We start from the raw sequence: 25,508 nt of genomic DNA, 5'->3' as shown, positions 1-25,508 counted from the left end.
GCGGCATGATGTCTTCGGACGAGGAGCCGGGTGGCCGTCAACGGACTGCGCAAATGGGTGCCGGGTGTCGCCACGGCACTGAGCTATCAGCGCTCGTGGCTGCTGAAGGATCTGCGCGCGGGGGCGATTCTGACCGCCCTGCTCATCCCGGTCGGCATCGGTTACGCCGAGGTTGCCGGCCTTCCGCCCGAGACCGGCCTGTTCGCCACGATCGTCCCCCTCTTCGCCTATGCAGTCTTCGGGCCCTACCGGATCCTGGTGCTTGCCCCGGACTCGGCGCTGGCTCCGATCATCGCCGCGGCCATCCTGCCGCTCGCCGCGGGAGACAGCAGCCGGGCCGTCGCCCTCGCCGGGCTCCTGGGCGTCATGGTCGGCGCGGTACTCATCCTGGGCGGATTGCTGCGCCTGGGTTTCGTGACCGACCTGCTCTCCAAGCCGCTCCGGGTCGGCTACCTCAATGCGCTCGCGGTGATCGTCATCCTGTCGCAGATCCCGCCGCTCCTTGGTTTCTCCATTTCCTCGGAGTCGCCGCTGGGAGATGCGATCGCCATCGTCACGGGCATCGTCGGCGGCCAGGTGAACCCGACCGCGACGCTGTTCGGAATGGGTTCCCTTGCCGTCATCCTTGTCCTGGTCTGGACGAAGAGCCGCATCCCCGGGATCCTCGTCGCGGTCCTGGCCTCGATGGTACTGACGTGGCTCCTCGGCCTCCACGAGGGTATTCCCGTCGTCGGCGCTCTGCCCGCCGGTCTCCCGGCACCCGCCCTCACCGGCCTGCAGGGGGCGGATGTCGTCGGCCTGGCCCTCCCCGCGCTCGGGATGGCGCTCATCGCCTTCGCTGATACCGCAGTGCTCTCCCGCACGTTCGCTGCGCGCCGTGGGGACAACGTCGACGGCAGCCAGGAGATGGTGGCGGTCGGCGCCTCCAACCTCTTCGCCGGCCTGCTCGGCGGGTTCCCCATCTCGGCGTCGTCGTCGCGCACCGCTGCCGCTGAGAATGCCGGGGCGCGCTCGCAACTGGCGGGAATAGCCGGGGCAGTCCTTCTCGTGCTGTTCATGCTGTTCGCACCCGGACTCACGGACTATCTGCCCTCCGCCACGATCGCGGCCGTCGTGATGGTCGCGGCGGCGGGGCTGATCGACATCACGGGATTCGTCGCCCTCGTGCGGATGAGCAAGACCGATGCCGTCTTGTCGGTCACCGCCTTCCTGGGCGTGCTCGTCGTCGGAGTGATCGAGGGAATCATCGTGGCGGTCGCACTGTCGCTCGGGGAGTTCGTCGGCCATGCCTGGCGGCCGTATCGGGCCGAGTTAGGTCGCATCCGAGGCCTTCGCGGCTACCATGACCTGTCGCGGCACCCGGAAGGCGAACGCCTGCCCGGCATTGTCATCGTACGATTCGACGCGCCGCTCTTTTTCGCCAACGGCGGGATCTTCGACGACTATGTCCGGGCGACCGTCAACGCAGCGGGCAAAGACGTGCGCACCGTGATCCTCGCCGCCGAGCCCATCACCGATATCGACACCACCGCCGTCGACGAACTTCTCGAACTGGACGAATTCCTGACGAAGCGCGGCGCCACCCTCATCTTCGCGGAGATGAAGGGGCCGGTCAAAGACGTCTTGCGTCACTACGGACTCGGCAAGAGATTTCCTCCGGAGCGCTTCGCCGACACCGTCGGCGCCGCCGTCGACGCGGCGACGGGCACGCTGCGGGGCGACCTCGACGGCACGCAGTGGGAGGGCAATGCCTGAGCTGTGCGGGCGCCGACGGATGCCGACGGATACCGCCGGGTGCCCCTGCGGTCGTGACGCACCCGAGGGAGTGAATTCCTGGATTATTTTTCGCACAGGGCTGTCGATTTCGCTGGCGGCCTGCGTCATGGAGGAAAGAGGATAGGCAGATCGCCCGTCCGGATCGACGACCCGAAGGAGCTCCCCATGGACTACATGATTCTGATCAACAGCGACGAGACGATGTCGGCGCCCGCTCCCGGCACTCCCGGCTTCGACGAGATGATGGGCGCGTGGATGGCCTACAACCAGAAGCTCATCGAGGGTGGCCACTGGATCGCAGCGGCCAACCTGCAGCCGACCGCGACCGCGACCACCGTGCGCCTCGCAGCCGGCGCCGCTCCGATCGTCACCGACGGCCCGTACGCCGAAACCAAGGAGCAGCTCGGCGGGTTCTACCTCGTGAGTGCTGCCGACCTCGACGAAGCGCTTGCCCTGGCCACGTCCATGCCCATCCCGCACGCCGCAGTCGAAGTGCGACCGGTGGCGTTCCGTCCCGATGCCGCCTGACCGCCTCGATGCCGCCTGACGACGCGCAGGCCGGGACCGAAGCATCCGCCCGCACAGTCGCCCGTGAGGTGGTCGACGCCGCGGTGACGCGAGTGGCACGTGAGGGGAGCGGTCGGGTGATCGCTCTCCTCGCGCACCGCTTCGGCGACGTCGACCTGGCCGATGAAGCAGTGCACGAGGCCCTGATCACGGCACTCGAGGTCTGGCCTGCGCAGGGCGTTCCCGAGAAGCCCGCCGCGTGGCTGTTCTCCGTGGCACGCAATGGAGCCATCGATCGGATGCGCCGGTCCGCGAGCGCGCGCCGGCGCATCCTCGCGGCCGCTCCGGAATTGCATGCGCGCGGGTTCGTCACCCCCGATCCGGCCCTGGCATTCGACGAGGACACCGACGCAGGAGAGGAGCAGGACATGATCGTCGACCCCGGCTCCGTGCACGACGAGCACCTGCGCCTGGTGCTGCTCTGCTGCCATCCCGCCCTCGACCGCGACACCCAGGTCGCACTGACCCTGCGGCTCGTCGGCGGCCTGAGTACCCCCGAGATTGCGGCGGCATTTCTTATACCGGAGACAACTCTCGCCCAGCGGATCGTGCGTGCCAAGCGCAAGATCCGGGACGCCCGGATCCCGCTATCCCTGCCCGCGGACATCGACGAACGCATCGAAGCGGTGCTCACGGTGCTCTACCTGATCTTCAACGAGGCCTACCTGTCCCGCGGCACAGCGGATGCCGTCGTGCGCGTTGACCTCGCGGCCGAGGCTATCCGAGTGACCCGGGTCGTCCAGAGCCTGCTGCCCGATGCTGCCGAGGTGCAGGGGCTGCTCGCGCTCGAGCTGTTCCAGCACTCCCGAACCTGGGCGCGCACGGACGCGCACGGCGACCTGGTGCTGCTCGAGGAGCAGGATCGCAGCAGCTGGGACCGTGCGCAGATCGAGAGCGCGAACGAAATCGTCGCGGCCGCCCTGGTCCGGATGGATCCGGGACCCTTTCAGGTACAGGCCCTCATCGCGGCGCATCACGCCAACGCCCGCACCGCAGCCGAGACCGACTGGCCGGGCATCGCGCGCCTGTACGGCCAGCTCGAGGCGATGACCGGATCACCGATCGTGTCGCTCAATCGCGCGGTCGCCGTCGCCATGGCGGACGGGCCGCGCGCCGGCCTCGATCTGATCGACGGGCTCGATAGGCGAGACGTTTCGGGAGGTTCCCCGCGGCTGGGGGACTATCACCTCCTGCACGCGGCCCGCGGCGAGTTACTCCTGCGCGCCGATGAGCCGGCGGCCGCCGTGCTCGCCTTCGAGCGTGCGTGCGCCCTGGCGCGCAACCCAGCGGAAAAACGGCACCTGGAACGTCGCCTGCGGGAGGCCCGGACGCGCTGAGGACCGGAAGCGGCCGGAGTCGCCGGCAGTCGGCCGTGGTTGCCGGCGGTCGGCCGGGGTCGGCCGGGAGTCGGCCGGGGTCGGCGCGTGTCCGTCAGCACCGGGGGAGACGGCGGGGTCAGCGGCGCGCCTGGGCCAGAGTCCCCGTCACTGGGCCGGCCGGGTCGTCGATCAGGCACGAGACCAGATGGCTGCCGGAGATCGTCCAGCCGCTCTCGGGCGGAATGACGTAGTTGTAGTCGAGCTGGGACCCGTCATACGGGCTGCCGGTGAAGGCCTCGAATCGTGAGCCGCAACCGTCTTCGGCTGCGGCGACGACGGCGTCCTCGCCGGGATACGACCCGATCGGCAGGTCGAAGCCGGCGAAGACCTCGAACGCGTGCGGTTCGGTGCACGTCACCAGGGTCACGGTCGCAGCGGATGCGACGTCGGCGTCCCCGGGGTTGTCGAAGCAGTCCCCGACCAGCAGCTTCGCCACCTCGACCGGCGCTGCCGTCGCTGGCGCGGCAACCGAGGCCGCCCCGTCACTTGCCGAGGGAGCGAGACGGGTGACGGAGGCGCATCCGCTCGCTGCGAGCGACAGGCCGAGGGCGAGCATGACCATGGCCGCTGTGCGTAGGACGACGGCGCACCGGGCAGCGAACAAGGCAACCCGACCCGCGCCGGGACCCGAGGGTGGCATCAGCCGTGACGAGCCGTGCCGGCGGTGCCCACTGCGGCAGCACGGAGCACCTCGAGGGTCGCCTCGTGCAGCAAACCGTTCGTGGCGAGCGAGCTGCCGTGCCAGGGTCCCTCGAGCCCGTCGGCCGAGGTGAATGTGCCGCCGGCCTCCTGCACGATCGGGGCGAGCGCGGCCAGGTCGTAGGGCTTGAGGTCGAATTCGGCCACGATATCGAGCACACCCTCGGCCAGGAGCATGTACGACCACATGTCGCCGTATGCCCGGGTGCGCCAGACCGACCGGGAGAGGGCGACAAGCTCGTCGAGGTGACCGGTCTGATCCCACTGCTGGATGCTGTTGTAGCTGAGAGAAGCATCGGGGAGCGTTGCGACGCCGGAGACCTGGAGCCGGCGCGGCGCGGCATCCGGGGTGCGCTCGTCGGTCGACCAGGCGCCGGCGCCGGTGCGCGCCCACCAGCGCTTACCGAGGGCGGGGGAGCTCACCACGCCGACGACGGGGACGCCTTCGACCGCGAGGGAGATCAGGGTGCCCCAGATCGGCACGCCGCGGAGGAAACCGGCGGTGCCGTCGATCGGGTCGATGATCCACTGGCGTACGGTCGAGCCCGCGGTGCCGTATTCCTCACCCAGAATTCCGTCGTTCGGCCGTCGTACCGCGAGGAGGGCGCGGATGGCCCGTTCGACGGCCTGGTCGGCGTCCGTCACGGGAGTGCGATCCGGCTTGGTCGTGACGACGAGGTCCATCGCGGTGAAGCGATCGCGGGAGATGGCATCCGCCGCGTCGGCGAGTTCGATGGCGAGGGCCAGGTCGTCGTCGAGGCTGTAGGTCGAGGCCTCATCAGAGGCACTGTTTCGGGGAGGAATCGTCGCGTCGGTCACACTCCCAAGGATAGTAATTCCCGCGCGACTCACCGGTGCGCGGCCTCGATTGGCGCCGGGGACGTTTCCGGTGTTATTCTCTAGAGTCGCTTCGGGTCGTCCCGGAGAAACAAATACGCACCTCTAGCTCAATTGGCAGAGCAACTGACTCTTAATCAGTGGGTTCCGGGTTCAAGTCCCGGGGGTGCACCAAAAAGTCCGATCAGCAAAGGGTTCCGTTCTCACAAACGGCGCCCTTTTTTGTTGCGGTTATGATTTGGTCGGGAGCCAGGCGCAAGCCGGTCGATCTTTTCATCACGGGGGATGTCCATGACCATTCGCATCACAACGACGTCCACGAAGATCGGCTACGTCACGAGTAGTTGCGTGGTGGTGATTCTCTGCTCAGCCCTGACCATCGGCCTCCCACTCCCTGTCGCCTCCGTTGTGACGGGCGCACTCGCGCTGGTTCTGGTCGCCTTTGCTGCGCGAACCTTTCGCGGCGAGGGTGAACCCGTTGAACCGAGGCGCCCGTGGTGGCAAATGACGGCGCACCGGACATCCGGTCTCGTCTTCACACTTCTCTTCGGCGCGCAGGCAATCTACTTGCTGATCGCGGTCATCAGCCGCCCGGAGTCCGGGCTGTTGATAGTTCCACTGATCACGAACGCTGTGATCGCGGCGATGTTCGCGTTCTCGTCGATGCGGCTGGGAGTAACAGCGCGCGCGACCGCGTCGGGCCCGCAGTAGTTGCAACGACGTGCATGCGTCCCAGCCTCCAGGGTTGCGGGAGCAACGCGGCGGGTCGGGTATGCGCGAACGCAGGAGCAAACCGTCCGTCGGCGTGGCTCACGCCGTCGAGTAGTAATAGTCGCCACGTATCGCCGGGCGACCTGGAGTGCCGGGCGACCTGGAATGCCGGGCGACTTAGAATGGTGTCGGGTTGTCGGGGTTGTCGGGGTCGTCGGGTGTGGGGTCGAGGGTCCAGACGTCGACGACCGGTAGCCGGCGGTTTGGGTGCGGGTGTGGGTTTCCGGGGTGGTCTCATGTCGGCGGAGGGTTCGACGATGTAGCTGTACCCGGCCGGGGACGTCCACTCGATCCGGCCATCACCGAGGTGTCTCGGTGTCCACCTCGTGTAGCTCTTGACCGCGTGGTGGTAGGGGCAGAGGTGGGCGAGGTTCATCGCGTCGGTCTCGCCGCCGTGCTGCCACTCGACACTGTGATCCAGGTCCGAGCGTTTCGCGGAGCGGCGGCACCCAGGGAAGGTGCAGGTCTCGTCCCGCACCTCGAGCCATTTCTTGAGCGCGGCCGGGACCTTGTAGGTGTCGCGGCCCATCGAGAGCACCACCCCGGTTTCCGGGTGGGTGAGGAGCCGGGTGAAGCTCGGCGCCCCGGCCGCGAGCCGCCGCGCGGTGTCGGGGTCGATGGGTCCGTACCCGGCGAGGTACCCGGGTTCCGCGTTTTTGCCCAGCAGGGTCAGGACGGGAACGGTGACGTTGACCTGTGCGGCCACGCCGGCACCGAGTCCGTCCGGGGTGACGCCGCCGATCAGGACGTCGGTGAGCACGTCTACGGCGATCTGGGTCAGCGTGCGGGTTTCCTTGGGGCCTTGCAGGGTGAGGGCCACGTCGAGGGTGCGGTGGTAGGCGGCCTGCACTTTCTCGGCGTCCCCGGTCACACACAGGGAGGCCATGCCGTCGTTGAGGGCCTGGAACACGACGTGCCGGTCCTCGACGCTTTTCTGGTGCCTCGCGGTGATGGTTTCCGGGTGGGTGCGTTCTCGCACCCGGCGGGCCCGGTCGGCGAGTTTTGCCACGGTCAGCACTTCCGCAGCGGGCACGAGGACGCCTTCGAACACCGCGCGGGCCCGGGCGGCCTCCTCCGGATCGTCCCCCATTCGGATGCCCCAGGCCTGGTCCATGATGACTTGTGCGTGCCGGTAACTGATCGACCCGGAGGTGAGCGCTTCCCGGGTGGCGGGGAGGTCTTCGGCGAGGGTGCGGCTGGCCTCGATCAGGGTCTCCGCCGTGCGCCGCGGGAGCCGGAGCAGTGCCCCGACCTCGCAGGCGAACTCTTCCTTCGTGGCTTCTTCCGGCGACCACGGCGGGCGCCTCCCACCGGCGCGTTCTGCGGCCTCTGCCCGGGCCCGGCCGACATCGGCCAGCACCCGCTGGGCGGTATAGATCGCGTCGGCCCTCTTCGCGGTGGCCCGGTTCATTTCGCGGTCCGCGTCCCGGATCGCGTCGTAGACCTCGGCCAGCGACGGCTCCACGAGACCGAGGTGCGGTGGGTTCACATTCGGGTCGGGAGGAGTCCCGGGCGGGGGTTCCGCGGTGCTGTCGACCGGGCTGTCCACCGGGCTGTCCACCGGGCTGTCCACCGGGCTTTCCCGGTGGGGTTCTGAGGTATTTTCAGCTGTCATGCCGGTCACTCTACGGACCACCACCGACATCCCCGCGGCATCCACCACCCCACAAACCACCTGTGGATAACCCGATCAATAGGGGTTTTGTGGATAACTTTTCACCAACGGATGTGTCTCCCGTGCTGGGCCGCGACGGCGGGCCGGCACCGCGAACGAACACTCGGCCGCACGTGAGCCGCACACTCCATCGCCTGCCATCGTCAGGTCGATCGTCTTGACGATCGTCATTCGACGACAGCTGATTCCCGCGAGTTCCGTCCGGCGAGGGCGCAGGCCGTCTCCCATCTGCGTCAGGTACGTTGAGCGGTAACGGTAACGGTATCGGTGGCTGCGCCACGATCGCGCGGACCCTGACCGACGTCGCGGAATCGGTCGCACATACCCGCACCTTCCTGTTCCTGACTGTGGTTCCCCCGAGTCGATCGGGTGGCTTACCGATGCAGCGTGATGACCTGTGGTTCGCTGCCTCTTGCCGCTTCAGGGAGCCATACAGCGCGACTTTTTTGCGCGAGACCGACCTATCGTCGCCACATTCGCATACACTCATCGAGGGGAACCAAACAAACGGGGAAACCGGTTTTTTATTGGATCGATATCGGCGTTCGCCGTCAGGCGCATCGTCGGTGTCAACACTGTCGGGGGGCGGTGAGCACGGGCCCGAACTCACGTTCAGCCGGTGCCGAGCTCTCCGAACAAACATCTGGGGGAAGTTTGAAACAATCAACGCGAGCGCAGCTGGTGGACATTTCAACGGCAATCGTCATCGCCAGTCTCGTATTCGTGCCGCTCTTCTGGCTCGGCTACGACCTGGGGCCGATCCTGGGCATTTCCGTGCTCCTGGCCGTCGGCGTCCTGATGATTCGGTTGGCGCTGAGGCGGAAGCCGGACGCGGGGGAACGGCCTGAACCGGACTAGCGGCACCGGACCGGGATCTCGACACGCAGCCGCACACATTTTGGATGCGTTATCGCCCGGAGGAACACCCATGACCGCACAACAGGAGCGAGCGATCCTCACGCGCGAGAAGGTCATCGCGGGCGCCGCGGAGGTCTTCTATCGCCAGGGCTTCGGCGGCGCCACACTTTCCGACATCACGGCAGCCGCCGGTGTGACGAAAGGTGCCCTGTACTTTCACTTCCCCTCCAAGGACGACGTCGCACTCGCCATCATCGAGGCAGAGCACCGGATCGCGACCGCCGCCGCGGCGCGGATACTCGAATCGACGGCCGGACCACTCGAGTCCATGCTTCGGCTCTGCGCTGACCTCGCTGAACGACTGACCACCGATCCCATTGTTCGTGCCGGCATCCGCCTCACAACGGAGACGTCATCGTTCGACCGGTCACTGACACGTCCCTATGAGGACTGGCTCGCAACCTTCGAGGCCCTGGCGAGGGCGGCAACCGCGACGGGCGAACTCCGCGCCGGCACGGATGCCGCGAAGCTCGCGCACTTCATCATTCCCGCCTTCACGGGAGTCCAGGTGGTCTCCGACGTCTTCACGGAGCGTGCCGACCTCCGGCAGCGAGTTCGGGAGATGTGGGAGATTCTCCTGCCCGCACTCGTACCTCCCGGAGATGAGAGTTCCAGCCAGCGGATGCTGGAAGCGGCGTTCTCCCCTCGGTGATGCCGAATGCTGTCGGCGCTGGCCGAGGCGACGCGGACAGGGTAACGTCTGATCACCCGAGGAGAGGGATGTCCATGGACTTCGAGCAGGTCATTTCGGCCGGTGTGCAGGTGGTTGAGGCGGCCGGCGCGATCATCATGGTGCTTGGCGGGGCCCTCGCATTCGCGATCGCCCTGGTGCGGGTGCTGCGGTCCTCCACCCGCACCCAGGCGTACGTCGGCCTCCGTCGTGACCTGGGCCGGGCCATCCTCCTCGGCCTCGAGGTCCTCATCGTGGCAGATATCATTCGGACCATCCTCGTCGAACCGACCGTGCAGAGTGTCCTCGTCCTCGCCGTGATCGTCCTGATCCGCGTGGTGTTGAGCTTCTCTCTCGAGGTCGAAATGGACGGAGTCTGGCCGTGGTCTCGCTGGCGCGTCGATCCCGAAGCTTCCGTGACCCCGCAGTCACCCACGCACTAGTCCCGGAGCCATACCGCCGGGCCCACGCGGTCCCGTCACGCGCAGGCGGCGGGTCAGGCGGTCAGATCCGGGTCATGCCATCGCCCAGGATGAGGGCACCCAGCATGAGGGCCACGACCACGGTGACGGTCTGGGACGGGTTGACGATGCGCTTCTTGAGCGCCTCGAGCGGCTTGACCATGGTCTGCGGCGAGGCCAGGGTCATGATGACGGGAACGGCGACGCTGGACACCCCGATCACCGTGTAGACGAGGACGCAGATCACCAACTCGGCGAAGGGGAGCGCGCGTGCGCTCAGGGCGAGCCCGGCCGCCGTGCCGAGGACGAGCGCTTTCGGCCGGATATTGAGCACGAGTCCGACCCCGGCGCAGGACACCGGGCCCAGGGTCGCGATGCGGTTCAGCCAGGCCGGTTCGGCCAACCGGGGCGGCGACGGATGCACGAGCTTCCACAGGCCCGACCCGAGGAGAGCGGCGCCGAGGACGATCTCGACCCAGCCCAGGGCCGGTTGCACGACCGACATGTCCGCGGGGGAAGCCAGGTCAACGTCGCCGTGAACGCGGCCGTGACGACGATCAGCCCGACGATCCAGCCCGCGAGGAAAGCCGGGGCCGACCAGCGCTGTTTCGGAGAGAGCAACAGCAGCACCGTCACCAGGATGGGCGTCGTGCTGAGCGCGACGGCGAGTGCAAGCGGGAGCAATCGTCCGATGGTGGGGAGCATGGGGGCGTCTCACACCGTGCGCCGGGGCTCCGGCGCTGCCGCGGGTGTCGACCCGGGGGACGGGGGCGGCTTTGATTTCCGCGCATTCCGGTCCGCGACATCCGCCGCTTTGAGGAGCCGACGGGTCTCGGTCGTCGGTCCGAAGGCCGGCCTGACCCACGAGGCGTCGGGATCGGAGTCGACGAGGAACGTTCGGGCGAGCAGGGTGAGGGGGATCGCGAGGATGGCGCCGATCGGTCCGATCACGACGGCCCAGAACAGCACGGAGAAGAAGGTGATGGTCTGGTTGAGGGAGACGGCGCTGCCGACGGCCTTGGGCTGTATGATCGACTGCACGCCGCCGTTGATCACGCCGTAGACGATGATGACGGCGATCACGGTCGGCCAGCCGCCGACAAGATAGCCGAACACGACGGGCGGCGTGATGGCGAAAAAGTAGCCGATGTTGGGGATGAAACTGCAGAGGAAGGCCAGGAGTCCCCAGAGCAGGGCAGCGGGCACCTGGAGGATCCACAGCGCGATGGAGTTGAGAAAACCCTGCGCCAACCCGAGCACGGTCGTGACCACCATGTAGCGACGAACGTTCGCGGCGAAGACCTTGAGGGCATCGACGAGGCCCGGCCGGCGCTGGCTCAACTGCCCGAGAATGGTGTGCGCATAGGACGCGTCAGAGGACATCAGGATCAGCATGGTCAGGACGATGACCAGGAAGCCGACGATGCCGAAGAAACTGCCGAGGAAACCGGTGAGGTAGGGAACGAACCGGCTGGGTGTGAAGCCTTCCGTCATCGCCTGGATCTGCGCGTCGCCGATGCCGATCGTGTTGAGAAACTCGCCCAGGGAGACGCCGAGGTCGTGGATCTCCGCGGCATAGTCAGGCAGCATCGAGACGAATTGGGAGATCGCCACGATGACGACATAGAAGAAGCCGGACAGCAGTGCGAAGACGACGAGGATCACCGAGCCCGTCGCGAGGCCGTGCGGCACCCCGCGGCGTTCCAGGCGCACCCGGACCGGATGCGCGCAGATGGAGAGCACGAGAGTGAGCAGGACGGGGGCGAGAATGCCGCGGATGCCGCTCATCCCCATCGCCGTGATCGTGGCGGCGGCGAGGCCGACCAGGAGCAGCGTGCCGCGGGGATACCGGAGCAGTGGCGTGGGATCGGGTCCGACGATGCTCATGCTTGTTCCGCCATCCTCTGCGATGGGTGGTCCATCGAGTGGCTCCGCCAACGATTCACTGGGAAACGTAGTCCCATTTCGCGCGCTCAGCGTCCTTTCCGCGTTTCTCCGGCGTGGCACCTCGAAGCTAGTCTGAGAGGAACTAACCAGAGCGGGGGAGACGGATGCTGTCAGGCGAGCTGTTGAGTGAGGCCTACGGCCGGGTCGGCGGCGTGGTGCGTGCGGTCTTGCGGCAGGCCGGCCCGGCCGTGCTCGAATACCGGGCGGACCCGGAGGCGAATTCGATCGCCTGGCTGGTCTGGCACCTGACCCGGGTGCAGGACGGACACGTGTCCGAACTGCTCGGCGAGGAAGAACTCTGGACCAAGGACGGCTGGGCCGCGAGGTTCGACCTCCCCTTCTCCGACTCCGAGACCGGATACGGCCAGACCGCTGACCAGGTCGGGGGCGTCCGGGCCAGTGCCGACCTGCTCGGTGGCTATTTCGACGCCGTGCACGCCCGCACCCTCGCCTACCTTCCGACGCTGACCCCCGAGGACCTCGACCGCATCGTCGACACCTCGTGGAACCCGCCCGTGACGCTCGGAGCCCGGTTGGTGAGCGTGCTGGCCGACGACCTGCAGCACGCAGGCCAGGCCGCGTTCGTGCGTGGTCTGGCGGTCCGCTCCGGGGCCTGACCCCGCCGTGCGCCAGAGCGCCGTTCCGCCCGCTGCCGGTTCGCCGGGCGGGACGCGCGCGCGCGTGCCACTGTGGCTCAAGGTGCTCCTGTCGACGGCGCTGCTCTTCGTCATCGTCTGGTTCGTCGTCGTTCCGCAGTTCGCCGGCGTCGAGGCGGCCCTCGCCTCACTTGAAAGCGTCTCGCTGCCGCTCGTGGTCCTGGCCGCCGTCCTCCAGCTGTTCTCGCTGCTCTCGTTCAGTGCGCTGACCGCCGCGGTCCTCGGACCCGTCCGGCCGGACTACTTCACCCTGCTCCGGATCGACCTCGCGGACCTCGGGGTGAACCACGTCGTGCCCGGCGGGGGTGCGACGGCGGCCGCCGTGAGGTTCCGGCTTCTTGTCCGGGCCGGAGTGCGCTCTGGCGCCGCGATCACGGCCGCGACCATCGAGACCACCGGTTCGAACCTGGTGCTCGGGGTCGTGTTCGCCGGAGGGATCCTGCTGTCGTTCACGACCCTCGTCGTCACGGGAACGTATATCGCGGCAGGGACGGTGGTGCTGGTCCTGCTCGCCGGTTCCGGCGCAGGCGTCTGGCTCCTGACCCGCCGGACCGAGCTCGTCGTCCGGGGAGCGTGCCGGGTGGCGGCCCGCGTGCCGCTGATCTCCGCACAACGCGTCGAGGCCTTCGTCCGCTCTGTGGCGGCGCAGGTCCTCGAGCTCGTCACAGACCGGCGGCGGATGTCCGCGGCGCTCGGACTCGCCGGCGCGAACTGGCTGCTCGACGCGGCTTCGCTCGGAGTTCTGCTCGCCGCGTTCGGGCATCCACTTGCTGTAGGCCCGCTGCTTGCCGTCTATGGGCTCGCCGGGCTCCTGGCCCTCCTGCCGTTGACCCCGGGTGGCCTGGGCATCGTCGAGGGCGTGCTCGTGCCCGCTCTCGTCGCCGTCGGCACTCCGCATGCGACGGCGCTGCTCGCCGTCGTGGGCTGGCGGGCGCTCGAGTTCTGGCTGCCGATCCCGCTCGGCCTTGTGGCGTACCTGTCGTTGCGGCTCGGTGTGCTCCGGCGGCGTCCGGTCACTCCCTGAATGTCAGGGCCGCGATATTCGCTTCCAGGCATATTCATTCTCCGGGCGCCCCGGCGTCCCGTAGCGCGGAGAACGCACAACGGTTCCGGTCTCCGCGAGGTACTCCAGGTATCGGCGCGCCGTCACGCGGGAGATCCCGAGCCCGTCGGTGACCTCGCTCGAGGAGACGGCGGACTCGTGGTCCTTGAGGAACTCGATGACGGCCGTGAGGGTGCCTTCCGCGAGTCCCTTCGGCCGGGGCAGCTCGGCGGGGGCGCGCAGGCTCGCGAAGGCCAGGTCGACGTCTGACTGGTTGGTGACCCGGGATTGCGTGCCGAGCTGGAGCCGGAAGTCGCGGTACTGGCCGAGCTTCTGCGCGAAGGTCGCGTAGGTGAACGGCTTGATCAGGTATTGGACGATGCCTGCTGCCACGGCGCCGCGCACGATCGTCAGGTCGCGCACCGCCGTGATTGCGATGATGTCCGTCATCAACCCGGCCGAACGCATCCGGCGGCTGACGTCGAGGCCGTGGAGGTCGGGGAGCGTCATGTCCATCAGGACCAGGTCGATCGGGCTGCCCGTCGACTCCGCTTCCGCGAGCGACCGCAGGGCGGAGTGCCCGTCCCGCGCGGTCCCGGCGTGCACGAATCCCGCCAGGCGCCCGAGATAGACCGCGTGGGCTTCTGCCGCGATGGCCTCGTCCTCGACGACGAGCACGCGGATGTCCGAGTCAGGCATCGTGCGCATCCGTCCTTCCGGTGGGGCGCACGCTGGAAACCTCCGGGTAGGGGGTCCGGCAGGGCAGCGTGACCGTGAAGACGGCACCCGTCCTCCGGCCGATGGAGAGGGTGCCGCCGAGCCGGTTCACGGTCTGTCGGACCAGTGCGAGGCCGAGCCCGCGCCCGAACTCGCCGGGTTCCTTGGTGCTGAAGCCGCGGCGAAGCACATCGTCGATCGTGTCCGGATCGACGCCGTTTCCGCTGTCGGGGACTTCGATGACGACGGAGACCGCGCCGCTGCGCACCGAGAGGCGAACCTCACGCGGCGCCGGGGCGTCCATGGCGGCGTCGAGGGCGTTGTCGATCAGGTTGCCCACGATCGTGACGAGGTCCCTGGCCTGGAGTCCGGTGTCCGACAGGCTGCCGGTGGCCTCGACGGCGAGGTTGACGCCGAGCTCGCTGGCCTGTGCGAACTTGCCCATCAGCAGCGCGCTCAGCACGGGCTCGTCGACGGACGCAACCACCTCGTCGGTCAGCAGCTGGCCGAGTTCGAGGTCCCTGGTCGCGAACTCGAGTGCGTCTCCGGTGCGGCCGAGTTCCATCAGCGAGACGATCGTGTGCAGCCGGTTGGCATGCTCGTGGGTCTGGGCACGCAGAGCGTCGGACAGGGTCTGCATGGACTGCAGTTCGCTGCCGAGAGACTGCAGGTCGGTGTGGTCGCGGATCGTGGCCACCCACCCCATCGGCGTCGGTTTTCCGCGGCCGCTCACGGGCGGCGCGAGCGCGGGCTGTTGGTTGACGACGAGCACCCGGGTGCGGGTGAGATGGATCTCGTCCTGGACGGGCCTGCCGCTGCGGAGCAGGTCCCCGAGCCCAGCGGGGAGCTCGAGCTCGCCCAGGGTCGGGGCGGCGGCACCTCGCGGATTCGCCGGGCGGGACGGGATGCCGAGCAGCTCGGCGGCCTGGTCGTTGTAGAGCACGAGCTCGCCCTTCAGATCGACGAGGACGAGTCCTTCCCGAACGGAATGCAGCACGGAGTCGTAGTACACGAACAGCTGGGCGAGCTGTTCCGGTCCCCAACCCAGGGTGACCCTGCGCAGGTAACGCCCGATCAGGGACGTGACGAGCGCACCGGCCACCAGGAGGGCGAGCGCGAGGCCCAGGACAGCGGGCAGTCGTGCGGTCAGCGCGATCGACAGGTTGCTGGTCTTGACGCCGGCAGCGACGAGCGCGCGCACGGCTCCCTGCGCATCGACGACGGGCACGACCGCGCGGACGGACGGACCCAGGGTTCCCGTCGTGACTTCGGTGAACGGTGTTCCCACTAGGGCAGGGGCGATGGTGCCGATGTACGGCCGGCCGATCTCCGATTCGGTGGGGTGAGTCCATCTGGTTCGGTCAGGGGCCATGATCGTGATGAAGTCGAGCCCGGCCTTCTGCGTGACGCTCAGGGCATAGGGCTGCAGGAGCGCGCTCGGATCCGGGGTCCCGCTGGCCTCCAGGACGAGCGGGTTCTCCGCGATGGCCGTCGCGACCGACAGCATCCGGCTCTCGGTTTCGGCGTAGCCGCGATCGCGGGCGTCGATGAAGAGTGCGGTACCGACGAAGGCGGTCAGCGCGACGATGAAGACGAAATGGGCCAGGAAGAGCCGGCGCGCGATACTCCAGCCGCGAATCATGGCGTGCCGCCCTTCTCACCTCGATGTGACTGAAACCGTGTGTCCGTCGCCCGTGAACAATATGACCGCAACCGTGACGCCTCTCACCGAGTCGACCATTCTGAAACGCACAACACCAGACAAAGGAGTCTCTCATGGCAGCACTGCGAGCCACACGTCCGGTCCGCCCGGCGAAACGGATCGACAAGTCCCACTACCTCTACATCGCGGTCGTCGTGGCCGTCGTGCTCGGTATCACCGTCGGCTTGCTCTTCGGCGGCAAGGACGGCTTCGCCGTCTCGCTCAAGCCGCTCGGCGACGTATTCATCGCCCTGATCAAGATGATGATCTCGCCCATCATCTTCTGCACGATCGTGATCGGCATCGGCTCGATCGCCAAGGCCGCGACCGTCGGCCGGATCGGCGGACTGGCACTCGGTTACTTCCTGGTCATGTCCACGTTCGCACTCGGAATCGGGTTGCTGGTCGGGAACCTGATCCACCCCGGCGCCGGGCTCGACCTGAAGGCGGCCGCGGCGTACGTGCCACCGGCTGCCGCCGATTCACAGGGATTCTTCCTGGGCATCATCCCGACGACGCTGTTCTCCTCCGTGACGAGCGGCAACATCCTGCAGACCCTCTTCGTCGCCCTGATCGCCGGGTTCGCCCTGCAGAAGATGGGCAGGGCCGGCAAGCCGATTCTCGAAGCGATCGCGAACGTGCAGGCCCTCGTTTTCCGGATTCTGATCATGGTGATGTGGCTCGCGCCGATCGGCGCGTTCGGCGCCATCGCGGCGGTCGTGGGCGCCACGGGCTTCCAGGCGGTCGTGAGCCTCTTCACCCTGATGGGCGCCTTCTACCTCACCTGCATCCTCTTCATCGTCGTCATCCTCGGCGGGCTCCTCAAGATTTCCACCGGCGTGAGTATCTTCAAGCTGATGCGCTACCTCGGCCGGGAATACCTGCTGATCTTCTCGACCTCGTCGTCCGAGGCCGCGCTGCCGAGGCTGATCGCCAAGATGGAGCACCTCGGTGTCTCCAAGCCGGTCGTCGGCGTCACCGTGCCGACGGGCTATTCGTTCAACCTCGACGGCACCGCCATCTACCTGACCATGGCTTCCCTCTTCATCGCCACCGCGATGGGCCAGCCGCTCGCCCTCGGTGAGCAGATCGGCCTGCTCGTGTTCATGATCATCGCGTCCAAGGGAGCCGCCGGCGTGTCCGGCGCCGGCCTCGCGACCCTCGCCGCTGGACTGCAGGCCCACGCCCCGCAGCTGCTCGGCGGCGTCGGTTTCATCGTCGGCATCGACCGGTTCATGTCGGAGGCGCGTGCGCTCACGAACTTCACCGGCAATGCCGTCGCCACCGTGCTGATCGGGTCCTGGACCCGGGAGATCGACAGGGCCCAGGTCGACCGGGTCCTCGATCGCCTCGAACCGTTCGACGAGACCACCATGATGGCGCACACCGTCGACCCCACCCCCGCAGAACAATCCGTTGCGGCAGAACGGGCGGCGCAGTCCGCAGTGCTCGAAGACGCCAGGCACTGACCCCGGCTTCACCGTGAAGCGCGGCGCCGAGCCCGCACCTCGTCGAGGGCGGGCCCGCCGCCGCGCATCCGCCAGGTCACCGGGGGAGGGATAGTCTCGGAATCAGCGCGATACCAGGCGCCTGACCGGGGGACCGAGAAGAAGATGACGGAGATGCCCGACCTCACGTCGGAAGAAACCGTGAGCCAGAGTCCGAGGCCGGACGGGGCGGCGCCGCTCGCCGGTTTCGCCAGCCGGAGCACGGCGGAGGTGCTGGGCGAACTCGGGTCGACGGCCGCGGGCCTGAGCAGCGTCGAAGCCTCCCGTCGGCTCGCCGAGACCGGCCCCAACGCGGTCCGCACGCACAAGGCGGGACCCCTGTCCGTGCTCGGCAGGCAACTGCGCAGCCCGATCCTCATCCTCCTGATCGTCACCGCAGCCCTGTCGCTGCTCCTCGGGGACGTCACCAACTCGATCGTGATCGGCGTCATCCTCCTTGTCAGCGTCGGGCTCGGTTTCAGCAACGAGTACCGGGCCGAACTCGCCGCCGAGGCCCTGCATTCGCGGGTGACGCACAAGGCCGTCGCCGTCAGGGACGGCTCCCTGGTCGAGATCGATGTCGTCGACATCGTCCCCGGCGACATCCTGCACCTGTCCCTCGGCGCCGTCGTCCCCGCCGACATCCGCCTGCTCTCGTGTGAGGACCTGCTCTGTGACGAGAGCATCCTCACCGGGGAGTCCCTGCCGGTGGACAAGTCGCCGGAACCCGTCCCCGGCGGAGCGGCGCTCGGCGACCTGAGCTCCTGCGCATTGATGGGCACTGTCGTCCAGTCCGGAAGCTGCGTCGGCGTCGCCGTCTACACGGGAGTGCACGCCGAATTCGGGCGCATTGCGCTCGGTCTCGGCACCCGGCAGCCACAGACCGAGTTCGAGAACTGCCCTCCGGCGGTTCTCGCTGCTGCTGCTCGAGGTGGCCATCGGGTTGACGACGCTCATCTTCGTCGCGAACCTGCTGCTCCAGCGCCCCCTGCTCGAGTCCCTGTTGTTCTCGCTCGCGATCGCGGTCGGGATCACTCCCCAGCTCCTTCCTGCCGTCGTCTCCACGAGCCTCGCCACCGGAACCCGGGAACTCGCGAAGCGCAAGGTCCTGGTCAAGCGCCTCGTCTCGATCGAGGACCTCGGCGACATGGACGTGCTCGTCACCGACAAGACCGGAACCCTGACCGAGGGGAAGATCTCCTTCACGACGGCGCTCCCGGCAGCCCCGCACGTCGATGCGGACGACGTCCTGCGGTTCGGGCTGCTCGCGACCGAGGTCGACTACTCGACGGGCGCCGTGTCGACGGTCGGCCAGAATCCACTCGACGTCGCCGTCTGGGCCGCACCCGATGCCGCGGCGTCGCGGGTGTCCGCGTACGCCCGCCTCGACGTGATCCCGTTCGACCATGAGCGCCGGATGACCAGCGTGCTCGTGCGCGACCCCGAAGGCGCGGTCACGCTCGTCACCAAGGGCTCGCCGGAGGAGGTGCTCCAGGTCTGCCGTGACGTGGCACCGTCCGCCCGGCACCTGCTCGACGAGCAATACGCGAAGGGCAGCCGCGTCGTCGCGGTCGCGACCCGGTCTGCCGACGGGCTCACCGGCATCCGCCCGGCCGACGAAACCGACCTCACCCTCGCCGGGTTCCTCATCTTCCTCGACCGCCCGAAACAGAGCGCGCGGGTCTCGCTCAAGCGGCTCGAGACTCTGGGCATCTCCGTGAAGATCGCGACGGGAGACAACGCCCGGGTCGCGGAGAAGGTGTGCGGCGATCTCGGCCTCGAGTCGGGAGGCACGCTGACGGGCGGGGAGATCGACGCCCTCACGGATGCCGACCTCGCGGTCCGGGCGGAGGAAGCGAGCATCTTCGCGCGGGTGTCCCCGGAGCAGAAGTCCCGGCTCATCCACGTCCTGCGGGCGAACGGGCGTGCCGTCGGCTTCCTCGGCGACGGCGTCAACGACGCGCTCGCCCTGCACGGAGCCTGACATCGGGATCTCGGTGGACAGCGCAACGGACGTCGCCAAGGACGCCGCCGATGTCGTGCTCCTCGACAAAGACCTCGGCGTGCTGGCCGACGGGGTGATGGAAGGTCGACGGATCTTCGCGAACACGATCAAGTATGTGCTGATGGGGACCTCGAGCAATTTCGGCAACATGTTCAGCGCGGCAACGGCATCCGTCGTGCTCAGCTTCCTGCCGATGCTGCCCGGGCAGATTCTCCTGAACAACCTCCTGTACGACGCCGGCCAGCTCGCCATTCCCGGCGACCGGGTCGACAAGGAGCAACTGCTCGCGCCGTCACACTGGGACATCGGCTACATCCGGCGCTTCCATGTTCCTGTTCGGCCCGATCAGCTCGCTCTTCGACTTCGCGACTTTCGCGCTGATGCTCGTCGTCTTCCAGGCCGCGCCCGGGGAGTTCCGGGCCGGGTGGTTCATCGAATCGCTGGCCACGCAGACGCTCATCATCTTCGCGATCCGCACGCGCCGGGTGCCGTTCCTGCGTAGCAAGGCGTCTCGAGGGCTCACCATCTCGGCATTCTCCGTTGTCGCGATCGGCATGTACCTGCCGTTCTCTCCGCTCGCCGGCGTCCTCGGCTTCGACCCGTTGCCGTTGCCGTTCTTCCTCGCCCTGGCCGGGATGACCGTGCTGTACCTCGTCCTGGTCGAGTTCGCCAAGCAGTGGTTCTTCAGCCGCCCGGCACAACAGCCGCCGGCCATCCGGCAGCGGGTCTCGAGCCACCACCTCGCCCGGCGCGCGGCACGCTTCAGCGTCGTGGAACCGGGGGCGGTCGTCGCCAGGCGACGGTCGGCCGCCCGGCGCCGGCGGGCCAGGGCCGGCCGGAAATAGCCGCACGACGGAGGCGGATCCTGGCGGAGGCTGATCAGAGCGCGGCTCAGGAGGCGAGGGCGGTCACGATCGAACCGGCCCACTCCCGTGCCCTGTCGGAGCTCACCGGCGGCGAGCGGTCCGGTCTTGCCGTCGACGAGGAACCCTGTCGGCCTGGCCAGGATGTGAGCACCGGCGGCCCTGAGACTGCGGGCCACCCTCCCGGCGGCGTCCCCGTGCAGGGGGAGTGGATCCGGGTGTCGAATGCGGCCGCCTGGATGCCGCGCAGGGAGCCTGGGTGCAACTGGTCGAGGAAGGCCTGCATCCGCGGGGAGGGACGCCAACCGTTGATGGGGCAGCCGACGACGAGGAGATCCACTTCGGACAGGCTGTCCGGTCTGACGGTCGCGACCGACACCGCACTGCCGCCGATCGCATCCGCGATGGCCCCCGCGACGGATTCGGTGGTGCCGTAGTTGGAATCGAAGACAACGAGCGCGCTCACGAGCGGCCTCCACTAGGAAACGATGGTTCAGATGCTCCCAGTGTGGTCCCGGCCGGTGGGGCTGTCGAGGTTCGTTCGTGCCGGAGAAGTACCCAGAACGGGTGTCACACGGCTGCCGGTCAGTCGTCGAGACCGCGCGCGACCAGGGCCTCGCCGATCGCATCCGCCGCGTACAGCGACCGCACGACGACCGGCACCGCGAGCGCGAGCAGGGAACCCTGGGTGCCGCGGGCCCTGCGGGCCTCGAGCACCTCGGTGACGATCTCGGCGACGAGGGGGATGCAGCGCAGCGTGATCGCCACGAGCAGGCCGACCCGGTCGGCATCGACCCAGCGACCGAAGGGGCGGAGCAGCCGCTGGAACCCCTCGAGTACCGCTGTCACGGTGGTCGTGAGCGTGAAGAGCGCGGCGAGGGCGACGGCCACGAGCAGCCGGCCGGCCATGAGCGCCGCCGGGGCCCAGCCCGCGAGGAGCGCCTGGATCGGCACGGCGATCAGGAGGATCCACAGGATCGGGCCGATCTGCTGCCAGGCCGCGCGCGCGGGGCACGCCGGCCACGAGGTACAGGCCGGCGACGACGCCGAGCGCGACCAGGAGATGCCACGGTTCGCCGAGAATGCCGACCCAGAGCACCCCGGCCGACAGGACGGCCAGTTTGAGAAGGGTCGGCGCCCGGTGGAGGAGTGAGTGCCCCGGCGAGTAGAGGCCGATCATGCGAGCAGTGCCCGGTACGCGTCGATGGCCACGGCCGGTGCGCCGTCCGCGACGATGGCGCCGTCCTCGATGCAGATCACCCTGTCGAAGTCTTCGAGGAGATCGAGCTGGTGGGTGACGACGATCACCTGCTGGGTCATGGCCCGGAACAGGTCGGCGATGCGCCGGGAATTGCGGGCGTCCAGGAGTGTCGTCGGTTCGTCGGCCACGACGACCCGCGGCTCTCCGACGAGGACGGCGGCGAGGGCGAGAAGTTGCTTCTGGCCGCCGGAGAGCCGATGCGCCGGGTGGGCGGCGTGGGCGCTGAGCCCGAAACGGTCGAGTGCCTCCCGGGTGCGCCCGGCGATCTCGGCCGCGCTCAGTCCGCGTTTGCGGAGGCTGAACGCGACGTCTTCCTCGACGGTCGGCATCACGATCTGGTTGTCGGGATTGGTGAAGATGAAGCCGACCCGGCGTCGTACTTCGCGCGCGTTCTTCGCGACGAGGAGTCCGTCGACGGTGACGGTGCCGGCATCCGGTGTCACGAGCCCGTTGATCAGCCGGACGAGGGTGGATTTGCCCGAGCCGTTCGCTCCGACGATCCCGATGCGGCGTTCGGTGAGGGTGAGGCTCAGGTCGCGGAGCACGCGCCGGTCGCCGAAGGAGTGCGACACCCCGTCGAAGACGATCGTGCTCACGTCGGCCTACTCGTCCGAGGCCTGGGCCGGGGTGGTGGCCGCGGTGGTGGCCGCGGCGACCGTGCGGCGGCGGGGGATGAGGCCCGGGTACGCGCGGTGCACCTGGCTGGCGACGAGGACTGTGACGACGGCCTTGATCGCGTCTCCTGGCAGGAACTTCGAGGCGTCGACCAGGGCGCCCCAGATGGGGAGGTGCAGGGTGAACGCCGTGACGGGAACGCCGATGGCGTAGATCACGACGATGCCGCCGAGCACGGTCGCACCGAGCGCGGGCCAGAACGGGTATTTCGGGAGCAGCCGGCCGGTGAGGTACCCGATCACGAGCGCGCCGAGGAGCCAGCCGTACAGGTAGCCCGCCGACGGCGAGGTCGTGAACCAGGCGAGGCCGCCACGGCCGCCGGCGAGCAACGGCAGCCCGGCCGCCGTGAGGGCGAGAAAGAGGAACACGGCGAAGAAGCCCTTGCGGGCCCCGAGGATCGCGCCCGCGAGCATCACGCCCAGGGTCTGCAGGGTGATCGGCACCGCGATCACGCCGAGGGAGAGGGGGCCGGGGGCGCCGAGGGCCGCAATCAGCGCGGCGAAGATGGCGATCTGCGCGAGGTCGCGCACGGTCAGGATTCTGGCGGTCATGGTTTTCAATGTACGAGCAGTCCGGGGGTGCTTTCCAGAGGAGACCTACAAAGAATCCGGTGGATCTCTATCGGTCGGCACCCGAAACGGCCGCGGCGGCGATCTCGCTTCCCGTCCGGGCGGGCCGGGCGGCCCGCTCCTCCATCGCCGTGATCGCGTCGGCCGCGCGAACGAGGGCGAGGTGGGTGAGCGCCTGCGGCGTGTTGCCGGCCTGGCGGCCCGCGCCGACGTCGTATTCCTCGCTCAACAGCCCCACGTCGTTGGCGAATCCGACGAGCCGGTCCATCAGCGCCCGGGCGTCTTCGCCCCGCCCCGAGCTCGCATACTGCTCAACGAGCCAGAAGGAACAGGCGAGAAACGGATGCTCGCCGCCGGCCAGACCGTCGACGGGCACCTCCGTGCGGTAGCGCAGCACCAGGCCGTCCCGCATCAGGTCGGCCTCGATCGCGGCGACCGTGCCGAGCATCCGGGCATCCGTCGGTTCATGGAAGCCCACCTGCGGAAGCACAAGCAGGGAGGCGTCGACCTCGGTGCCGCCGAAGTACTGGGTGTATGTGCCGAGTTCGGCGTTGAAGCCCCGCTGCTCGATGTCCCTGCGGATCTCGTCCCTCAGGGCCGTCCAGCGTTCGACGGGGCCGTCGAGTCCGAACTCGGTGCAGCCACGTACCATCCGGTCGAAGGCCGCCCAGACCATCACCCGGGAGTGGGTGAATTCGCGGGCAGGCCCCCGCACCTCCCAGATGCCCTGATCCGGCCGGGACCAGGCTCCGCTCGAGGGACCCGATCAGTGCGCGCTGCAGCGGCCAGGAGAACTCGCCCTCCGTGAGACCGCTGTGGCGCGCGGCGTGCAGTGCCACCAGGACTTCGCCGATCACGTCGGCCTGGAACTGGTCGACGGCGCCGTTGCCGACCCGCACGGGGCTGGACCCGCGGTATCCGGGCAGGCTGGGGAGCTCACGCTCCGGCAGGTACCGCTCGCCGGCGAGCCCGTACATGATCTGCACGTCGTCGGGGTCGCCGGCGATCGCGCGCAGCAGCCAGCCGCGCCAGTCGTGGGCCTCCGCTTCATATCCGTGCGCGAGCAGCACGGTCAGGGTGAGCGCCGCGTCGCGGAGCCAGACATAGCGGTAGTCCCAGTTGCGGTGGCCGCCGCGGAATTCCGGGAGTGACGTCGTCGCCGCCGCGACGATGCCGCCGGTGTCCTCGTGAGTGAGCGCCCGCAGTACGAGCATGGAGCGCACGACTTCGTCCCGGTACGGGCCGTCGTGCGTGCAGGACCTGGCCCAGTCGGTCCACCAGGCGGTCGTCGCAGCCAGCGCTGCGTCGACGTCGACGGCGGCGGGCGGGGTTCGGTGCGAGGGATGCCAGGCGAGCTGCAGGTCGACGACCTCACCCGCCGCAACCGTGAATGTGGCCGTGTGCCGGTGGTCGGCGGCGGTCAGCTCCGGGCCGCGCACGGCGATGGCGTCGGGACCCGCGACGGCGAGCAACACCGTCTCGCCGTCCTGGTGCACCTGGCGCACCCAGGGAATGCTCACGGCGTAGCCGAAGCGGATGCGCAGTTCCTCTGCCATCTCGACGGAACCGGACACGCCGCGCACCCGGCGGAGCACGTCAGGGCGACCGTCACCGTGCGGCATGAAGTCGAGGACCTCGACACTCCCCGTCGGGGTGGTCCAGGTCTGGGACAGGATGAAGGTGCCGTCGAGATAGCTGCGCGTGCTCGTGGCGGCGGGGTCTGCCGGGGCGAGCAGCCAGCGCCCGTGGTCCTCGGTGCCGAGGAGCGCGCCGAACATCGACGCGGAGTCGAAGCGCGGCAGACAGAGCCAGTCGATGCTGCCGTCACTGCCGACCAGGGCACCCGAGTGGCAGTCGCCGATCAGGGCATAGTCCTCGATGTTCAGGGGCATGCAGACATCCTGCCATCGCGCGGGTGTCGGGCCGCTGTGAGCGGATGCCCGGGTCGGGACCGGGAGCGAATGCTCAGGCGACGAGGCGGGCGCGTTCTGCGGGTTCGACGGCGGTGTGGCCTGCGTGCGGCACGGCGGAGACAAGACGTTGTGGCTGCGGGGCGGCCGGCTTGCGCGCAGCGGCATCCGGTTCGGCCCAGACGGTGATCGGAGCGGGGGTGAACGACAGCGCCGCCGGTTCGCCGACGGACTCGCCGCGCAACTTCGAGGTCGCGCTGCGGAGCGCCGTCGTCAGGGAGGCGGCCACCTGGCGGGCCTTGAGGCCGTGGAAGATCACGTCGGTGTCTGCCGGGCTGCGCGGCACAAGGGTCCAGAGGCCCTGCTCGCCGATCAGCCGCGACAACTCGCCGTGGAAGAGGTCGAAGACCTCGTCGTCGCTGAGTTCGGGGGTGGGTATCACCGGGACCGGAATGGCAGGTGCGGCACGACGTCGTCGACCAAACATCGGGAGCCCCTTTCGCTTGAAAGCTCTTTCTGCTATCAGTGTGACGGCCCCGGGCGCGATTGAGCGACGGACACGCCGGTCGCTCACGAGTCCGAGTCAGAAACAGCAGGGATACCTAGCTGTCGATTTGACGCTCATCGGCATCTTTGACAATGGTGCCAATGGCGACGGCCGCGCTCAGGGCCCAGCCGATCCACATGAGCAGCAATCGCCAGTCGCGTGGTCCGCGCCGGGTCGCCTGCAGGATGTTCCAACCGCCGGCGACGACGCCGAGCATCGCGCTGCTGAAGATGAATTTTCGCATGGGTCCTCCGGGAACCACGGTACCCGGAACCGGACGGGGGCGGGTGCCGTCCGGCGGCCGGCTTCCGCCACGTTACGAGTGGGTGAACAAACTGACCGACCGTGCAGGAACTGACCGATCGGTCAGCTAA

The 25,508-nt window shown here is 68.4% G+C and carries 25 protein-coding genes, 1 tRNA gene and 2 pseudogenes; 13 read left to right on the top strand and 15 right to left on the bottom strand.

Translation table 11 applies throughout. The features are described from left to right. Positions 1 to 30 precede the first annotated feature (30 nt). The 3 genes from KIV56_RS05125 (at position 31) to KIV56_RS05115 (ending at position 3,680) form a co-directional block, all read left to right on the top strand. A complete protein-coding gene (locus KIV56_RS05125; RefSeq protein WP_281535399.1) occupies positions 31 to 1,755 on the top strand; it encodes a SulP family inorganic anion transporter in 1,725 nt (574 codons plus the stop codon). 186 nt (positions 1,756 to 1,941) lie between these two features. Then, positions 1,942 to 2,304, top strand: coding sequence for a YciI family protein (locus KIV56_RS05120; RefSeq protein ID WP_281535398.1), 363 nt, complete (start codon positions 1,942 to 1,944; stop codon positions 2,302 to 2,304). A gap of 8 nt (positions 2,305 to 2,312) precedes the next feature. Next, a complete protein-coding gene (locus KIV56_RS05115) occupies positions 2,313 to 3,680 on the top strand; it encodes an RNA polymerase sigma factor (protein WP_281535397.1) in 1,368 nt (455 codons plus the stop codon). 118 nt (positions 3,681 to 3,798) lie between these two features. Here the strand turns inward: KIV56_RS05115 and KIV56_RS05110 are convergent, their stop codons facing one another. Then, positions 3,799 to 4,284: a septum formation family protein gene (locus tag KIV56_RS05110; RefSeq protein WP_281535396.1), complete on the bottom strand. Its 486-nt coding sequence runs from the start codon at positions 4,282 to 4,284 to the stop codon at positions 3,799 to 3,801. A gap of 77 nt (positions 4,285 to 4,361) precedes the next feature. Further along, positions 4,362 to 5,240: an inositol monophosphatase family protein gene (locus KIV56_RS05105; protein ID WP_281535395.1), complete on the bottom strand. Its 879-nt coding sequence runs from the start codon at positions 5,238 to 5,240 to the stop codon at positions 4,362 to 4,364. 117 nt (positions 5,241 to 5,357) lie between these two features. On the opposite strand from KIV56_RS05105, the gene KIV56_RS05100 reads away from it, so the two are divergent. Next, a tRNA-Lys gene (locus KIV56_RS05100) sits at positions 5,358 to 5,432 on the top strand. Positions 5,433 to 5,880: 448 nt separating this feature from the next. Here the strand turns inward: KIV56_RS05100 and KIV56_RS05095 are convergent. Next, positions 5,881 to 7,644, bottom strand: a complete 1,764-nt coding sequence (locus KIV56_RS05095; protein ID WP_281535394.1) for an HNH endonuclease signature motif containing protein — start codon at positions 7,642 to 7,644, stop codon at positions 5,881 to 5,883. A 741-nt stretch (positions 7,645 to 8,385) separates the two neighbouring features. Between KIV56_RS05095 and KIV56_RS05090 the strand changes: the two genes are divergently transcribed. The 3 genes from KIV56_RS05090 (at position 8,386) to KIV56_RS05080 (ending at position 9,735) form a co-directional block, all read left to right on the top strand. Beyond that, complete coding sequence (locus KIV56_RS05090) at positions 8,386 to 8,562, top strand: hypothetical protein (protein ID WP_281535393.1); 177 nt, start codon at positions 8,386 to 8,388, stop codon at positions 8,560 to 8,562. Positions 8,563 to 8,632: 70 nt separating this feature from the next. Next, positions 8,633 to 9,274: a ScbR family autoregulator-binding transcription factor gene (locus KIV56_RS05085; RefSeq protein ID WP_281535392.1), complete on the top strand. Its 642-nt coding sequence runs from the start codon at positions 8,633 to 8,635 to the stop codon at positions 9,272 to 9,274. 74 nt (positions 9,275 to 9,348) lie between these two features. Beyond that, positions 9,349 to 9,735, top strand: a complete 387-nt coding sequence (locus KIV56_RS05080) for a DUF1622 domain-containing protein (RefSeq protein ID WP_281535391.1) — start codon at positions 9,349 to 9,351, stop codon at positions 9,733 to 9,735. Between the two features lie 61 nt (positions 9,736 to 9,796). On the opposite strand, the gene KIV56_RS05075 is transcribed toward KIV56_RS05080, so the two are convergent. From KIV56_RS05075 to KIV56_RS05070, 3 genes are read right to left on the bottom strand one after another with little or no spacing between them, the layout of a single operon-like run. Further along, complete coding sequence (locus KIV56_RS05075) at positions 9,797 to 10,249, bottom strand: GAP family protein (RefSeq protein WP_432432632.1); 453 nt, start codon at positions 10,247 to 10,249, stop codon at positions 9,797 to 9,799. Beyond that, positions 10,135 to 10,458 (bottom strand): GAP family protein, encoded by a 324-nt coding sequence (locus tag KIV56_RS20220; RefSeq protein ID WP_432432602.1) that lies wholly within the window; start codon positions 10,456 to 10,458, stop codon positions 10,135 to 10,137. Before KIV56_RS20220 ends, KIV56_RS05075 begins: the two co-directional genes overlap by 115 nt. A 9-nt stretch (positions 10,459 to 10,467) precedes the next feature. Beyond that, a complete protein-coding gene (locus KIV56_RS05070; RefSeq protein ID WP_281535389.1) occupies positions 10,468 to 11,640 on the bottom strand; it encodes an AI-2E family transporter in 1,173 nt (390 codons plus the stop codon). Positions 11,641 to 11,804: 164 nt separating this feature from the next. Here KIV56_RS05070 and KIV56_RS05065 point away from each other — a divergent pair, with 164 nt between their 5' ends. Both KIV56_RS05065 and KIV56_RS05060 read left to right on the top strand, forming a co-directional pair. Continuing rightward, complete coding sequence (locus KIV56_RS05065) at positions 11,805 to 12,317, top strand: mycothiol transferase (protein WP_281535388.1); 513 nt, start codon at positions 11,805 to 11,807, stop codon at positions 12,315 to 12,317. A gap of 64 nt (positions 12,318 to 12,381) precedes the next feature. Further along, complete coding sequence (locus tag KIV56_RS05060) at positions 12,382 to 13,380, top strand: lysylphosphatidylglycerol synthase transmembrane domain-containing protein (protein WP_281535387.1); 999 nt, start codon at positions 12,382 to 12,384, stop codon at positions 13,378 to 13,380. 3 nt (positions 13,381 to 13,383) lie between these two features. Here KIV56_RS05060 and KIV56_RS05055 read toward each other — a convergent pair whose 3' ends face one another. Beyond that, a complete protein-coding gene (locus tag KIV56_RS05055) occupies positions 13,384 to 14,097 on the bottom strand; it encodes a response regulator (protein WP_281535386.1) in 714 nt (237 codons plus the stop codon). Beyond that, entirely contained in the window at positions 14,090 to 15,757 is a 1,668-nt protein-coding gene (locus KIV56_RS05050) for a sensor histidine kinase (protein WP_281535385.1), read from the bottom strand. Before KIV56_RS05050 ends, KIV56_RS05055 begins: the two co-directional genes overlap by 8 nt. A 134-nt stretch (positions 15,758 to 15,891) precedes the next feature. Between KIV56_RS05050 and KIV56_RS05045 the strand changes: the two genes are divergently transcribed. The 4 genes and pseudogenes from KIV56_RS05045 to KIV56_RS05030 all read left to right on the top strand — a co-directional run bounded on the left by KIV56_RS05045 (position 15,892) and on the right by KIV56_RS05030 (position 20,154). Then, the gene (locus KIV56_RS05045; protein WP_281535384.1) at positions 15,892 to 17,286 is read left to right on the top strand and encodes a cation:dicarboxylate symporter family transporter; all 1,395 of its coding nucleotides are present in this window, start codon (positions 15,892 to 15,894) and stop codon (positions 17,284 to 17,286) included. A gap of 144 nt (positions 17,287 to 17,430) precedes the next feature. After that, a pseudogene (locus tag KIV56_RS05040) lies at positions 17,431 to 18,466 on the top strand (cation-transporting P-type ATPase); the annotation flags it as partial. Continuing rightward, complete coding sequence (locus KIV56_RS05035; RefSeq protein ID WP_432432631.1) at positions 18,452 to 19,288, top strand: HAD family hydrolase; 837 nt, start codon at positions 18,452 to 18,454, stop codon at positions 19,286 to 19,288. The pseudogene KIV56_RS05040 and the gene KIV56_RS05035, both read left to right, overlap by 15 nt. Before the next feature lie 347 nt (positions 19,289 to 19,635). Further along, the gene (locus tag KIV56_RS05030; protein ID WP_348648464.1) at positions 19,636 to 20,154 is read left to right on the top strand and encodes a cation transporting ATPase C-terminal domain-containing protein; all 519 of its coding nucleotides are present in this window, start codon (positions 19,636 to 19,638) and stop codon (positions 20,152 to 20,154) included. Positions 20,155 to 20,200: 46 nt separating this feature from the next. Here the strand turns inward: KIV56_RS05030 and KIV56_RS05025 are convergent, their stop codons facing one another. From KIV56_RS05025 to KIV56_RS04995, 7 genes and pseudogenes are all read right to left on the bottom strand, one after another. After that, a complete protein-coding gene (locus KIV56_RS05025) occupies positions 20,201 to 20,638 on the bottom strand; it encodes a flavodoxin family protein (RefSeq protein WP_281535381.1) in 438 nt (145 codons plus the stop codon). Positions 20,639 to 20,757: 119 nt separating this feature from the next. Further along, positions 20,758 to 21,126 (bottom strand): CbiQ family ECF transporter T component, encoded by a 369-nt coding sequence (locus KIV56_RS05020; RefSeq protein ID WP_281535380.1) that lies wholly within the window; start codon positions 21,124 to 21,126, stop codon positions 20,758 to 20,760. A 222-nt stretch (positions 21,127 to 21,348) separates the two neighbouring features. Further along, the gene (locus KIV56_RS05015) at positions 21,349 to 22,029 is read right to left on the bottom strand and encodes an energy-coupling factor ABC transporter ATP-binding protein (RefSeq protein ID WP_281535379.1); all 681 of its coding nucleotides are present in this window, start codon (positions 22,027 to 22,029) and stop codon (positions 21,349 to 21,351) included. A gap of 6 nt (positions 22,030 to 22,035) precedes the next feature. Beyond that, on the bottom strand, positions 22,036 to 22,659 hold the full coding sequence (locus KIV56_RS05010) for a biotin transporter BioY (RefSeq protein ID WP_281535378.1): 624 nt from the start codon (positions 22,657 to 22,659) through the stop codon (positions 22,036 to 22,038). A gap of 67 nt (positions 22,660 to 22,726) precedes the next feature. Next, a pseudogene (locus tag KIV56_RS05005) lies at positions 22,727 to 24,569 on the bottom strand (glycoside hydrolase family 15 protein). 73 nt (positions 24,570 to 24,642) lie between these two features. Then, on the bottom strand, positions 24,643 to 25,074 hold the full coding sequence (locus tag KIV56_RS05000) for a hypothetical protein (protein ID WP_281535377.1): 432 nt from the start codon (positions 25,072 to 25,074) through the stop codon (positions 24,643 to 24,645). A 115-nt stretch (positions 25,075 to 25,189) separates the two neighbouring features. Beyond that, positions 25,190 to 25,378 (bottom strand): hypothetical protein, encoded by a 189-nt coding sequence (locus KIV56_RS04995; protein ID WP_134447351.1) that lies wholly within the window; start codon positions 25,376 to 25,378, stop codon positions 25,190 to 25,192. Positions 25,379 to 25,508 lie beyond the last annotated feature (130 nt).

The organism is Cryobacterium breve, from assembly GCF_027594785.1.
In the GTDB taxonomy this organism is placed as follows: Bacteria; Actinomycetota; Actinomycetes; order Actinomycetales; family Microbacteriaceae; genus Cryobacterium; species Cryobacterium breve_A.
This window is presented reverse-complemented; position numbering and strand designations above follow the sequence as displayed.

Coding starts and splice junctions, on each gene's coding strand:
- KIV56_RS05115 (WP_281535397.1), top strand. CDS start 2,313: ATGCCGCCTGACGACGCGCAGGCCGGGACCGAAGCATCCGCCCGCACA.
- KIV56_RS05055 (WP_281535386.1), bottom strand. CDS start 14,097: ATGCCTGACTCGGACATCCGCGTGCTCGTCGTCGAGGACGAGGCCATC.
- KIV56_RS05050 (WP_281535385.1), bottom strand. CDS start 15,757: ATGATTCGCGGCTGGAGTATCGCGCGCCGGCTCTTCCTGGCCCATTTC.
- KIV56_RS05065 (WP_281535388.1), top strand. CDS start 11,805: ATGCTGTCAGGCGAGCTGTTGAGTGAGGCCTACGGCCGGGTCGGCGGC.
- KIV56_RS05010 (WP_281535378.1), bottom strand. CDS start 22,659: ATGACCGCCAGAATCCTGACCGTGCGCGACCTCGCGCAGATCGCCATC.
- KIV56_RS05085 (WP_281535392.1), top strand. CDS start 8,633: ATGACCGCACAACAGGAGCGAGCGATCCTCACGCGCGAGAAGGTCATC.
- KIV56_RS05045 (WP_281535384.1), top strand. CDS start 15,892: ATGGCAGCACTGCGAGCCACACGTCCGGTCCGCCCGGCGAAACGGATC.
- KIV56_RS05070 (WP_281535389.1), bottom strand. CDS start 11,640: ATGAGCATCGTCGGACCCGATCCCACGCCACTGCTCCGGTATCCCCGC.
- KIV56_RS04995 (WP_134447351.1), bottom strand. CDS start 25,378: ATGCGAAAATTCATCTTCAGCAGCGCGATGCTCGGCGTCGTCGCCGGC.
- KIV56_RS05120 (WP_281535398.1), top strand. CDS start 1,942: ATGGACTACATGATTCTGATCAACAGCGACGAGACGATGTCGGCGCCC.
- KIV56_RS05110 (WP_281535396.1), bottom strand. CDS start 4,284: ATGGTCATGCTCGCCCTCGGCCTGTCGCTCGCAGCGAGCGGATGCGCC.
- KIV56_RS20220 (WP_432432602.1), bottom strand. CDS start 10,458: ATGCTCCCCACCATCGGACGATTGCTCCCGCTTGCACTCGCCGTCGCG.
- KIV56_RS05030 (WP_348648464.1), top strand. CDS start 19,636: ATGTTCCTGTTCGGCCCGATCAGCTCGCTCTTCGACTTCGCGACTTTC.
- KIV56_RS05080 (WP_281535391.1), top strand. CDS start 9,349: ATGGACTTCGAGCAGGTCATTTCGGCCGGTGTGCAGGTGGTTGAGGCG.
- KIV56_RS05095 (WP_281535394.1), bottom strand. CDS start 7,644: ATGACAGCTGAAAATACCTCAGAACCCCACCGGGAAAGCCCGGTGGAC.
- KIV56_RS05000 (WP_281535377.1), bottom strand. CDS start 25,074: ATGTTTGGTCGACGACGTCGTGCCGCACCTGCCATTCCGGTCCCGGTG.
- KIV56_RS05035 (WP_432432631.1), top strand. CDS start 18,452: ATGGACGTGCTCGTCACCGACAAGACCGGAACCCTGACCGAGGGGAAG.